The 11,957-nt window shown below is 64.3% G+C and carries 8 protein-coding genes; 6 read left to right on the top strand and 2 right to left on the bottom strand.

The window, feature by feature from the left end:
- Window positions 1-242: 242 nt before the first annotated feature.
- A complete protein-coding gene (locus tag ACSQ84_RS35270; protein WP_436216358.1) occupies window positions 243-1,349 on the bottom strand; it encodes a hypothetical protein in 1,107 nt (368 codons plus the stop codon).
- 584 nt (window positions 1,350-1,933) lie between these two features.
- On the opposite strand from ACSQ84_RS35270, the gene ACSQ84_RS35265 reads away from it, so the two are divergent.
- From ACSQ84_RS35265 to ACSQ84_RS35250, 4 genes are all read left to right on the top strand, one after another.
- Window positions 1,934-3,505 carry an ABC transporter ATP-binding protein gene (locus ACSQ84_RS35265; protein WP_436216357.1) on the top strand — a complete coding sequence of 524 codons (1,572 nt, stop codon included), beginning with the start codon at window positions 1,934-1,936 and terminating at the stop codon, window positions 3,503-3,505.
- A complete protein-coding gene (locus ACSQ84_RS35260) occupies window positions 3,489-4,580 on the top strand; it encodes an ABC transporter permease (protein ID WP_436216356.1) in 1,092 nt (363 codons plus the stop codon). The genes ACSQ84_RS35265 and ACSQ84_RS35260 overlap by 17 nt, the downstream gene beginning before the upstream one ends.
- The gene (locus tag ACSQ84_RS35255) at window positions 4,567-5,484 is read left to right on the top strand and encodes an ABC transporter permease (protein ID WP_436216355.1); all 918 of its coding nucleotides are present in this window, start codon (window positions 4,567-4,569) and stop codon (window positions 5,482-5,484) included. Before ACSQ84_RS35260 ends, ACSQ84_RS35255 begins: the two co-directional genes overlap by 14 nt.
- Before the next feature lie 76 nt (window positions 5,485-5,560).
- On the top strand, window positions 5,561-6,640 hold the full coding sequence (locus tag ACSQ84_RS35250; RefSeq protein ID WP_436216354.1) for a BMP family ABC transporter substrate-binding protein: 1,080 nt from the start codon (window positions 5,561-5,563) through the stop codon (window positions 6,638-6,640).
- 227 nt (window positions 6,641-6,867) lie between these two features.
- On the opposite strand, the gene ACSQ84_RS35245 is transcribed toward ACSQ84_RS35250, so the two are convergent.
- The gene (locus ACSQ84_RS35245; RefSeq protein WP_436216353.1) at window positions 6,868-8,217 is read right to left on the bottom strand and encodes an 8-oxoguanine deaminase; all 1,350 of its coding nucleotides are present in this window, start codon (window positions 8,215-8,217) and stop codon (window positions 6,868-6,870) included.
- 132 nt (window positions 8,218-8,349) lie between these two features.
- On the opposite strand from ACSQ84_RS35245, the gene ACSQ84_RS35240 reads away from it, so the two are divergent.
- Together ACSQ84_RS35240 and ACSQ84_RS35235 are read left to right on the top strand one after the other, a co-directional pair.
- Window positions 8,350-9,183 carry an FAD binding domain-containing protein gene (locus ACSQ84_RS35240; RefSeq protein WP_436216352.1) on the top strand — a complete coding sequence of 278 codons (834 nt, stop codon included), beginning with the start codon at window positions 8,350-8,352 and terminating at the stop codon, window positions 9,181-9,183.
- Entirely contained in the window at window positions 9,180-11,900 is a 2,721-nt protein-coding gene (locus ACSQ84_RS35235) for a molybdopterin-dependent oxidoreductase (RefSeq protein WP_436216351.1), read from the top strand. Before ACSQ84_RS35240 ends, ACSQ84_RS35235 begins: the two co-directional genes overlap by 4 nt.
- Window positions 11,901-11,957 lie beyond the last annotated feature (57 nt).

The following is an 11,957-nucleotide window of genomic DNA, read 5'->3' as shown; positions in this document are numbered from 1 at the left end:
CAGCGAAACCCATCATCTATCCCCGTAAGGTGATGGGTTTCGCTGCGCTCTACCCACCCTACAAGCTGAAGCCCAGACGTGCATGCAGGCACCCGTCTCCGCCAAGGCTTCGACGAGGCCATGAGTGGCCGGCCCGTCGAAGCTTTAGCGAAGGCGGCAAGGCCGGGCATGACGAGACAAGAAAATGGCGCCGCGGGAAACATCGCGGCGCCATCGCTTATCGCCTGGGGCTGGTCAGGCGATCAGAACTTCACGGTCACCCCGCCATAGACGGTCGATTCGGTGCAGGAGTTGGTGCTCACACCGTTGGCCGCGAGCGTGCAGACGCCGGGCATCGCATTGTGGTCGAGGCCGAACTTGTTCTGCCAGTAGCGATAGGCGACCCAGAGGTCGACGAAGTGCGAATATTTCGGGCCCATAAAGGCCTTGCTGGCATCGAATGTCAGGCGGATCGGCTCGCTGTTGAGCTCGACCTTGGAGGCGGTCGAGAACCGGCCGGGGCCCGAAAGCGCAGGCAGGCCGTTCGAATCGCCCTTCGGTCCATACCAACCGGCGCGGCCGCTGATCGAGAAGAACTGCATGTTCGGCGGCAGGAAGCCGAGGTCCATGTAATAGTTGACTTCGACCGCCCATGTCGGCCGGTACGAGACGTTGCCGTCTGAGTTGCAGGTGGTTCCGGGAATCCCGGGGCCGAACAGCCCGCACTGGGTGAAGGCGTTGTGGTTGGAGTATTCCCAATACATCAGCGGCGCGACGTTGATGTAGCCCTTGTAGGGCAGGTCGAACGCGAACTGCAGACCGGCGACGACGTCGCGCTTGGCCGGCGCCAGGAAGTTGTTTTCGGTGTTGGCATCCATGCCGACTTCGAACGAGACATTGCGCAGCGGCCCCATGGTGAAGGCCTTGGTGTTGAAGATCTCGTTGAAGCCGAAGGTCGAGCGGAACAGGCCGTAGATTTCCGTGGCGCCGGCGCAATCTCCCGGCGCGCCGGTGATCAGCAGCCCAGGCGCCACGCAGGGCGAGGCCGGATCGTTGTGGCCTGACTTGTACATCGAGATGGTGAAGAAGTTGGTGCCGTAGGCCCAGGCGTCGAAATGGGTGAACGAGTAGACCTGTTTGGCGGTGGTGCCGTCGACCGAGCCGTTCGGGTTGACGGTGTACATGCCGGGATCGGTGCCTTTCGGCATCCACGAGAACGACACGCGGTTGTCGATCACGAAGAAGAACGGCACCTCGGCCGCCGGCTTTACCGCCTTGACCGTGAGATCGGCGGCGCCGGCATAGCCGGCCGATACCAGCGTTACGAGTGACAGCGCCGTTGCTGCCAATGTTCTGCGAAACGAAGACATCCCAGTTACCCCCAGTTTGACGATCGAATGATCGAGCCCCTGGAAGCAAACGTTGCGCGCATCGAATAAAGTGAGAAGCCTCAACTTTCCCCATGGCTCGACGCAAGTTTCATCAAGAACGTCAGGCGTATCGGCGCTTTGTGCGCCGGGCCGGCGGGTCGAATGGAAGACGAAGCAACCTACGGTCGAGTATGATTCTTTCGGCTTATGCCTTTGCCGGTAGCCTTTCTGCGACGATCTGGCGCAAGGCGAACAGGCCGACCCGCGTGAATGCGGCGTTTCCCGCAGTGCGTATTTCGCGGCAACAAAGCTGCTCAACTTCGCGTCAGGACTGCCCAAGCAGGTTCGATTTGTCTGGACCGTAATAATTCTGCAACATGCGATCCGGCGCTTGCGCCGAAGCCGAATGCCGAACCGCGATCCGCAAACACTTCAACATCGCAGCAAGTGAAAACCACAGATGCCGTCGCGTGCCGAGGCGTTGAGCAAGCGCTGGCGCATTTTCCCTACTTACGCGCGCGCCTAAACTAGCCCAGTATCGCGGCATCCGTTGCTTAGGAACTCCTTGGGACGCGTGACCACGAATGCTGGATTCGACGCCCACCGCGCCGCACGCCGGTGCCACGCCGCTGCTCAGGACGGTTGGCCTGACCAAGCGCTATGGCAATTTCCTCGCCAACGAGGCGATCGATATCCAGATCTGGCCGCAGCAGATCCACGCCCTGCTCGGCGAAAACGGCGCCGGCAAATCGACCCTGGTCAAAACCATCTACGGCTTGATCCAGCCGAGCGAAGGCGAGATGCATTGGCAGGGCGAGAAGATGGTGCTGTCCGGACCATCTGACGCCCGCGCGCGCGGCATCGGCATGGTGTTCCAGCATTTCTCGCTGTTCGACAATCTCACCGTCGCGGAAAACGTCGCCCTCGGGCTCGACGCCAGGGAATCCTTCAAGGACATGTCGGCGCGGCTTGAGGAGGTATCACGCGTCTACGGACTTCCGCTCGATCCAAAACGCGAGGTCTGGCAATTGTCGGTCGGCGAACGCCAGCGCATCGAGATCGTGCGGGCGCTGATGCAGAATCCGAAATTCCTGATTCTCGACGAGCCGACCGCGGTGCTGACGCCGCAGGAGGCCGACCAGCTCTTCACCGTGCTCGATCGCCTCAAGGCCGAGGGGCGCGCGATCCTCTACATCAGCCACAAGCTGGAAGAGGTGAAGCGGCTGTGCGACACCGCCACCATCCTGCGCGGCGGCAAGAAGATCTCGACCTGCAACCCGAAGGCGGAGACCGCCGCCTCGCTCGCGCGCATGATGGTCGGCGGCGAGATCAGGCAGGTGAAGGCAGCCGCCAGCCGGCAAACGACCGTGCCGCGACTGGTTGTCAACGACCTCAATCTCGAACCTCACGATCCCCACGCCGTGCGGCTGCAGCACATCGCCTTCGAACTCCGGGGTGGCGAAATCCTGGGCATCGCCGGCGTGGCCGGCAACGGCCAGGACGAACTGTTCGCGGCGCTGTCGGGAGAGCGGCTGGCGCAGGATCCCGGCACCGTCGTGATCGACGGACACGCCGCGGGGCATCTTTCGATCACGGCGCGGCGCAAGCTCGGCGCGGCCTTCGTTCCCGAGGAAAGACTAGGCCATGCCGCCGCGCCGCGCATGAAGCTGTCCGAGAATGCGCTGCTGACCGGCCACGCCGCAAGCGGCATGGTCCAGCACGGCTTCGTCAACAGCGCCGCGACTTTGGCGACGGTCGACCGCGCCACCGAAGCTTTCGACGTGCGCAAGGCCAGGCGCGATCCCGAGGCGGCGAGCCTCTCCGGCGGCAATCTGCAGAAGTTCATCGTCGGCCGCGAAATCCTGCGCAATCCCGTGGTGCTGGTGGTGAGCCAGCCGACCTGGGGTGTCGACGCCGGTGCCGCCGCCGTGATCCGTCAGGCCCTGCTCGACCTTGCCGCCACCGGCGCGGCAGTGCTGGTCACCAGCCAGGACCTCGATGAGCTCACTGAGATCACCGACCGCATCGCCGTGATGTTCCACGGCCGCCTCTCTAAGCCGATGGCAACGGAGGATGCGAGCCGCGAGAAGCTCGGCCTGCTGATGGGCGGCAGCAGTCTCGACCCGAAGGAAGCGACGCATGCAGCTGGTGCTTGAGAAGCGCGCCGAACGGTCGAACGCGATCGCGCTGGTCTCGCCGCTGATTGCGATCGGCCTGACGCTCGTGACCATGAGCGTCCTGTTTGCGTTGCTCGGCAAGAATCCCATCACCGCGCTCGGCGTCTACTTCATCGATCCCCTCATCGACAGTTATTCGCTGCAGGAGATCGCGGTGAAGGCGACGCCGCTGGTGATGATCGCGATCGGCCTGTCGCTGTGCTATCTCGCCAATGCCTGGAACATCGGTGCCGAAGGACAATTTTTGATCGGCGCCGTCGCCGGCAGCTGGCTTGCCGTGAAGACGAACGGCACCGACGCCGGCCCGTGGGTGCTGCCGGCGATGCTGCTGCTGGGGGCCGTCGGCGGCGCGCTCTACGCCCTGATTCCAGCGATCTGCAAGGTCCGGTTCGGCGCCAGCGAAATCCTCACCAGCCTGATGCTGGTCTATGTCGCCGACCTGCTGCTGGATTACCTCGTGCGCGGCCCGTGGCGCGATCCCAAGGGTTTTAATTTCCCGACCACCGCCGCGTTCGATCCGGTCGCGACCGTGCCGGTGCTGATCGAGGGCGGCCGGCTGCATCTCGGCGGCGTCATTGCGCTGGTGGTGGTCGCGGCGGGCGCGGTGCTGCTCAGCCGGACCATCAAGGGCTTTGAAATCCGCGTCGTCGGTGCCGCACCGCGCGCCGCGCGCTTCGGCGGCTTCAATTCGAACCAGCTGATCCTACTCGCCTTCGCGATTTCGGGCGCACTGGCGGGCATGGCCGGGATCATCGAGGTCGCAGGTCCGATCGGACATCTGCAGCCCGGCATTTCACCGGGCTACGGGTTTACGGCGATCATCGTTGCATTCCTCGGGCGATTGAACCCGGTTGGAATATTAATTGCAGGACTTTTCCTCGCACTCACCTTCATCGGCGGCGAGCAGGCACAGATCGCAATGAAAATCCCGTTGGACGTCACCAAGGTGTTCCAGGGCATCCTGCTGTTTTTCGTGCTCGCTTGCGATTCCCTCATCCTCTACCGGTTCAAGCTCGTTTTCGCGTCACCAAAGGTGTCCCATGGGGCTCGTTGAAGCCATCATCCTGGCGGTGCTCGCGGCGTCCACGCCGCTGCTGCTGGCTGCGACCGGTGAACTCGTGACCGAACGCGCCGGCGTGCTCAACCTCGGCGTCGAGGGCATGATGATCGTAGGCGCGGCCTGCGGCTTCGGCGGCGCCTGGCTGTCGGGTTCGGTCATGATCGGTGCGCTGTGCGGCATCGGCGCGGGCGTGCTGATGTCGCTGATCTTCGCGCTGATGACGCTGGGGCTTGCGGTCAACCAGGTCGCCACCGGCCTCGCGCTGACCATCCTCGGCGTCGGCCTGTCCGGCCTGATCGGCTCCCGCTTCGTCGGCGAAAAGATTTCATTGGCGCCGCATCTCCATATTCCCGGCCTCACCGATATCCCGCTGGTCGGACGCATCCTGTTCGGCGAGGACGCCTTCGTGTATCTCTCGCTGGCGCTGGTCATTGGCGTTTGGTTCTTCCTTTACAAGACGCGGGCGGGGCTGATTCTGCGCGCCGCGGGCGACAACCACACGTCAGCGCATGCGCTCGGCTATCCCGTGCTCAGGATCCGGATGTTCGCGGTGATGTTCGGCGGCGGCTGTGCTGGTTTGGCCGGCGCCTATCTGCCGCTCGCCTACACGCCGTTCTTCATTCCCGGCATGACGGCCGGGCGCGGCTGGATCGCGCTGGCACTCGTCGTGTTCGCGTCATGGCTGCCGGGGCGCCTCGTGATCGGCGCGTATCTTTTCGGGGCGGTGACGATCCTGCAACTTCATGCGCAGGGTTGGGGCATTGGCGTCCCCTCGCAACTGATGTCGGCGCTGCCGTATCTCGCGACCATCATCGTCCTCGTTCTGATATCACGTGCACGAACCGGCGGCTCGACCGCGCCTGCGGCGCTCGGGACCGTGTTCGTGCCCGACCGCTAAACATGCCCGAAGTGCGCGCGACGGGGCGCCGCGCATCGGGAAGACAACGTCCACCCGTCAGGAAACGGAGAAATCCATGAAAAAGATTCTCATCGCAGCAACCGCGGCGGTGCTCGCCACTGCAGCCGGCCTCCTCGGTGCTTCCGCCGCCGACAAGCTCAAGATCGGATTCATCTACCTCGGCCCGGTCGGCGATCTCGGCTGGACCTACCAGCACGACCTCGGCCGCCTGGAGATGGTCAAGGCATTCGGCGACAAGGTCGAGACTACCTTCCTCGAAAATGTCAGCGAAGGCCCGGACTCCGAACGCTCGATCGAACAGCTGGCGCGCGCCGGCAACAAGCTGATCTTCACGACCTCGTTCGGCTACATGGAGCCAACGCTGAAGGTCGCAAAAAAATATCCGAACGTGCATTTCGAACACGCCACCGGCTACAAGCGCGACAAGAACGTGGCGACCTATTCGGGACGGTTCTACGAAGGCCGCTACATCCAGGGCATCATCGCCGCCAAGATGTCGAAGTCGGGCGTGCTCGGCTACATCGCCTCGTTCCCGATCCCCGAAGTGATCTCGGGCATCAACGCCACCATGCTCGGCGCGCAGACCATCAATCCCAACATCAAGGTCAAGATCATCTGGGCCAATACCTGGTTCGACCCCGGCAAGGAAGCCGATGCCGCCAAGGCGCTGATCGACCAGGGCGCCGACATCATCATGCAGCACACGGATAGCCCTGCCGCGATGCAGGTCGCCGCCGAGCGCGGCAAGCTGGCGTTCGGCCAGGATTCCGAAATGATCAAGTTCGGGCCGAAGGCGCAGCTCACCTCGACCATGAACAATTGGGGCCCCTACTACATCGCGCGCGTCAAGGCCGAACTCGACGGCACCTGGAAGTCGGAAGATTTCTGGGGCGGCCTGAAGAGCAAGCTGGTCGTGATGGCGCCCTATACTAACATGCCCGACGACGTGAAGAAGCTGGCGATGGACACCGAAGCGGCCATCATCGAAGGCAAGCTGCAGCCATTCAAATGCCCGATCGTCGGCCAGGACGGCAAGGAAGTCGAATGCAAGGGCGGCACCCATCTCGACGACGGCCAGGTGCTGGGGATGAATTTCTACGTGAAGGGTATTGATGAGAAGATTCCGGGGAAGTGAGGGGAGCCTTTCCTCTTACCTCTCCCCGCTCTTTGCGGGGAGAGGTCGGATCGCCTCGGCGATGCGAAGCATCGTCCGGTGCGATCCGGGTGAGGGGCGAGGCACACTGTTCCCACATTGACGCTTTCGGAAGACCGCGCTCGCAAGACAATTCACATCTGACTCGTGGTGAGAGCCCCTCACCCCAACCCTCTCCCCGCAAGCGCGGGGCGAGGGAGCAGACTACTTCACCCCATCTGCATCGCGCGGGCGGCGGCGCTGTGGCGGCGGATCAAATCCGGCACATCAAGGCCCGGGACGGCGCCATCGACGACCGCCCAATTGCCGCCGACCATCACGCGATCGGCACGGTGCGCGCCGCAGAGCACCAGCGCTGCCAAGGGATCGCCGTGACCAGAGAAGCGCAATTCATCGAGCTTGAACAGCGCCAGATCGGCCGCCTTGCCGACCGCGATCTCACCTAACTCAGGACGTCCGATGCAGGCCGCCGAGCCCTTGGTGGCCCAGCGCAGCGCGTCCCTGTGGCTGACACGGCCGACGCCGTAGCGGGCCCGCTGCAACAGGAAGGCGGCGCGGACTTCCTGCATCAGATTGGACCCGTCGTTGGAGGCCGAGCCATCGACGCCAAGGCCAATCGAAACCCCCGCCTCCTCCATCTCGCAGACCGGGCAGCAGCCGGACGCCAAAATCTGGTTGCTGCAGGCGCAGTGGCTGATCGCGGTTTTCGCTCTGCCGAGCCGCTTCATCTCGTCCGCATTGAAAAAGATGCCGTGCGCCAGCCAGGTCCGCGCATTGAGCCAGCCGCATTGTTCGAGATAGTCGAGCGGCCGGCAGCCATGCATCTGCTCGCAGAATTTGTTCTCGTCCTCGGTTTCGGCGAGATGCGTATGGAGGCGGACGTCGAGTTTGTCCGCCAATGTGGCGGTCGCGCGCATCAGCGAGGTCGTCACCGAAAACGGCGAACATGGCGCCAGCGCGATTTGCACCATCGCGTCCTCGCCGCGCTGGTGGTGCTTTGCCACCGCGCGCGCGCTGTCGGCCAAAATCGTATCCTCGTCCTGCACCACGCTGTCGGGCGGCAGGCCGCCGTCCTTTTGCGAGCGATCCATCGAGCCGCGGGTCAGCAGCACGCGCATCCCGAGCTGCTTGGCGGCCGCGACCTCGATATCGACGGCGTCCTCCAGCCCGGCCGGAAACACGTAATGATGATCGGTCGTGGTGGTGCAGCCGGACAGCAGCAATTCCGACATCGCCACGGTGACACCGAGATGCAGCGATTCCGGCGTCAGCCGCGCCCAGACCGGGTAGAGCGCCTGCAGCCACGGGAACAGTTCGCGATCGAGCGCGGCCGGCAATGCCCGGGTCAGGGTCTGGTAGAAATGATGATGGGTATTGATCAGCCCGGGCAGCACGACGTGGGCGCTGGCGTCATACACGGCGGCATCTGATGTCACGGGTTCGCGGCCGCGCGGCACCAGCTCAATGATCCTGCCGCCGCGGACCACGACACCACGCTGGGCGCCGTCGGCGAGAATGGAAAGCGGATCCTTGATCCATATCGCCTGGGTTTGGTCCATGATCCCACCTGATTTGCGGAAAGCGCCGCTGCTCTGCCATGCAAAGACCATCCCAACGGCATTGGCATTTGGCGCTGGTCTTGCAACACTTCATAGTCGCAGATGCATCCACTTGAAAGCGTTAGCCTATCCATGGACCTGAACACCATCCACGCCGTTGCGCACCCGGCCACGCGGGAACAACTGCCCGTTTGGACGGCAGGCGACGCCTGGCTCGCGGGCGGGACCTGGCTGTTCTCGGAACCGCAGGCGCACCTCCGCCGGCTGATCGATCTCACCGACCTGAAATGGCCGGCGCTGACGGTCAGCGAAACCGGGTTGTCGATTGCGGCCACCTGCACGGTGGCGCAGCTCGATGCGCTGGCTTGTCCGCCGGAATGGACCGCCGCGCCGCTGATCAACCAGTGCTGCCGCGCGTTTCTCGCCTCGTTCAAGATCTGGAAGACCGCAACCGTGGGCGGCAACATCTGCATGTCGCTGCCGGCGGGACCGATGATCTCGCTGACCGCGGCGCTCGATGGCGTCTGCACCATCTGGCAAGCCGGCGGCGGCGAGCGGAAGATTGCGGTGGCCGAGTTCGTCACCGGCGACCAGCGCAACGTGCTCGCGTCCGGCGATCTGCTGCGGCAGATAGATATACCGCTCGCGGCGCTGAAGCGGCGCTCGGCCTTCCGTCAGATTTCGCTGACGCCGGTCGGCCGCTCGGCGGCGCTGTTGATCGGCAGCGTGAGCAGTGACGGCGGAATGGCCCTGACGGTGACGGCGTCTACCGCACGGCCGATTCAACTTGTCTTTGCCGGCATCCCAGCAGCAAAGGGCCTTCGTGAAGCGATCCTGCAGCGTATCCCGGACAGCCTCTATCACAACGATTTCCACGGCAAGCCGATGTGGCGCAAGGCCATGACGTTGCGGTTGGCAGAGGAAATCCGCGGCGAACTGCAGGCGCTGCCAGGAGTGCTGCCATGACCATCGAGATCAATGGCAGAGCGTTCTCCGAATCGCCGCAGCCGGGCCAATGCCTGCGGACTTTCCTGCGCGAGCTCGGGCATTTCGGCGTCAAGAAGGGCTGCGACGCCGGCGATTGCGGTGCCTGCACCGTGCTGCTCGACGGCGAACCGGTGCATAGCTGCCTGATCCCGGCGTTCCGCGCCGACGGCCATGCCGTGACCACGATCGAAGGCTTTGCGCCCGAAGGCGACCTCCATCCGATGCAGCAGGCGTTTCTCGACGCGCAGGGCTTTCAATGCGGCTTCTGTACATCGGGCATGATCCTGACCTGTGCCTCGCTGAATCAGGCGCAGCGGCAGGACCTCGGCGCCTCCTTGAAAGGCAATATCTGCCGCTGCACCGGCTATCGCTCGATCGAGGACGCGCTCGACGGCAAGAGCAACGTCGAGGACGCCGGCGCCGGCACCGCGTTCGGCCGCAGCCTGCCCGCGCCCGCGGGCTCGCGGGTGGTGCGCGGCGCGGAGCGCTATACGTTCGATGTCGCGTTGGGCGGCTTGCTGCACATCAAGATGCTGCGCTCGCCGCATCCGCACGCCAAGATCATCGCGATCGACAAGAGCGTGGCGCTCGGCGTCCCCGGCGTACACAGCGTGCTGACCTATGAAGACGTGCCAGACCGGCTGTTTTCGACCGCGCGGCATGAATGGGACTGGATGGACCCGGACGATACGCGGGTGCTCGACAATGTCGTCCGCTTCATCGGACAGAAGGTTGCGGCCGTGGTCGCCGAAACCGAAGCCGCCGCCGAGGAAGGCTGCCGCCGCCTCAAGGTTCAGTACGACATCCTGCCGGATGTGATCGATCCCGTGGCGGCGATCGCGCCTGGTGCACCCGTGCTGCACGGCGACAAGACGACCGAGCACCGCGTTGCCAACGCGGCCCGCAATATCGTGGCCGAAATCCACGGCGAGTTCGGCGATGTCGCGGCCGCGCTGGCGCAGGCCGCGGTCAGCTACGAGGGTCACTTCACGACGCAGCGTGTGCAGCACGCCGCGCTGGAAACCCATGGCGGCCTGGCGTGGGTCGATGCCGACGGCATCCTGAACGTCCGCTCCAGCACGCAGGTGCCGTTCCTGACCCGGCGAACCCTGGCCGATCTCTTTGACTTGCCGGCCGACAAGGTGCGGGTGTTCTGCGAGCGCGTCGGCGGCGGCTTTGGCGGCAAGCAGGAAATGTTCGTCGAGGACATCCTTGCACTGGCGGCGCTGAAGACCGGCCGCCCGGTCAAATTCGAGCTGACGCGCGAGGAACAATTCATCGCGACATCGACGCGGCACCCGATGCAGGTCACGGTGAAAGCGGGCGCCGACTGGGACGGCAAGCTCACGGCGCTGCAACTCGACGTGCTCTCCAATACCGGGGCCTATGGCAACCACGCCGGGCCGGTGCTGTTTCATTCCGTCGGCGAATCCCTCGGCGTCTATATTTGTCCGAACAAGAAGGTCGACGGTGTGGCCACCTACACCAACACCGTGCCTTCCGGCGCGTTCCGTGGCTACGGCCTGCCGCAAACCCTGATCGCGGTCGAGGCCGCCATCGACGAACTGGCAAAGCAGCTCGGCATCAGCCCGTTCGAGATGCGCCGCCGCAACATCGTAAAACCCGACGATCCCATGCGCTCACCGCCGGAATCCAAGTATCACGACATACAATATGGCAGCTACGGCCTCGATCAGTGCCTCGACCTGGTCGAGCGCGCGATGGCCGCGGATACACCGAAGACCGGGTTGTCAGCGGATTGGCTGACCGGCGACGGCATCGCGCTGACCATGATCGACACCGTGCCGCCGGCCGGGCATTTTGCCGATTGCAGCATTGTGTTGCGCGAGGACGGCGGCTTCGAGCTGACGGTCGGCACCGCCGAGTTCGGCAACGGCACCAGCACCGTGCATCGCCAGATCGCAGCATCCGCGCTGGCGACGACCGTCGATCGCATTTTTTTGCGCCAATCCGACACCGCGCATGGCGGCCACGACACCGGCGCCTATGGCAGCGCCGGCATTTTTGTCGCGGGCAACGCGACGCAGGCGGCGGCCGAGGCACTGGCGGATCAGTTGAAGCAATACGCGGCATCATTGCTGGGCGAAAACCCGGACGCGTGTTCCCTCGACAACGACGCGACGGTATGCGCCGGACACCGCACACCCTACGCCCTGCTCGCCGCGTCAGCGCAATCGCTCGGCAAGACGTTGAGCGCCACCGGCACTTCGTCGGGCACGCCGCGCTCGGTTGCGTTCAACGTGCAGGGCTTTCGCGTCGCCGTGAACAAATTCACCGGCGAACTCAAGATCCTGAAAAGCGTGCAGGCCGCCGATGCCGGCCGCGTCGCCAATCCGATGCAGTGCCGCGGCCAGGTCGAAGGCGGCGTCGCGCAAGCCTTGGGCGCCGCGCTCTATGAGGAGATGGTTATCGACGAAGGCGGCCGCGTCACCAATGCCAAATTCCGCGACTATCATCTGGCGTCGTTCGCCGACGTCCCGCGCACCGAAGTGTTGTTCGCGGACACCTCCGACGCGCTGGGGCCGATGGGCGCGAAATCGATGAGCGAAAGCCCCTACAACCCCGTCGCCGCAGCCCTCGGCAACGCCATCGCCGACGCCACCGGCATCCGCTTCACGGCGACGCCGTTCAAGCCGGACCGGCTATGGCCGGCATTGCATGAGAAGTTCGGCTAAGTCGTAGGTGGACAAAGCCAACGGGTCGCGCGAATGCGCGCCCGATGATAAACTCCG

The sequence above is a fragment of the Bradyrhizobium sp. LjRoot220 genome, from assembly GCF_964252915.1.
GTDB lineage: Bacteria > Pseudomonadota > Alphaproteobacteria > Rhizobiales > Xanthobacteraceae > Bradyrhizobium.
The sequence above is the reverse complement of the archived record's forward strand: the minus strand, read 5'-3'. Positions and strand labels throughout refer to the sequence as shown.

Bases quoted from the DNA above. Each gene is read 5' to 3' on its own strand.
- ACSQ84_RS35270 (WP_436216358.1), bottom strand. From the start codon at position 1,349: ATGTCTTCGTTTCGCAGAACATTGGCAGCAACGGCGCTGTCACTCGTA.
- ACSQ84_RS35265 (WP_436216357.1), top strand. From the start codon at position 1,934: ATGCTGGATTCGACGCCCACCGCGCCGCACGCCGGTGCCACGCCGCTG.
- ACSQ84_RS35260 (WP_436216356.1), top strand. From the start codon at position 3,489: ATGCAGCTGGTGCTTGAGAAGCGCGCCGAACGGTCGAACGCGATCGCG.
- ACSQ84_RS35255 (WP_436216355.1), top strand. From the start codon at position 4,567: ATGGGGCTCGTTGAAGCCATCATCCTGGCGGTGCTCGCGGCGTCCACG.
- ACSQ84_RS35250 (WP_436216354.1), top strand. From the start codon at position 5,561: ATGAAAAAGATTCTCATCGCAGCAACCGCGGCGGTGCTCGCCACTGCA.
- ACSQ84_RS35245 (WP_436216353.1), bottom strand. From the start codon at position 8,217: ATGGACCAAACCCAGGCGATATGGATCAAGGATCCGCTTTCCATTCTC.
- ACSQ84_RS35240 (WP_436216352.1), top strand. From the start codon at position 8,350: ATGGACCTGAACACCATCCACGCCGTTGCGCACCCGGCCACGCGGGAA.
- ACSQ84_RS35235 (WP_436216351.1), top strand. From the start codon at position 9,180: ATGACCATCGAGATCAATGGCAGAGCGTTCTCCGAATCGCCGCAGCCG.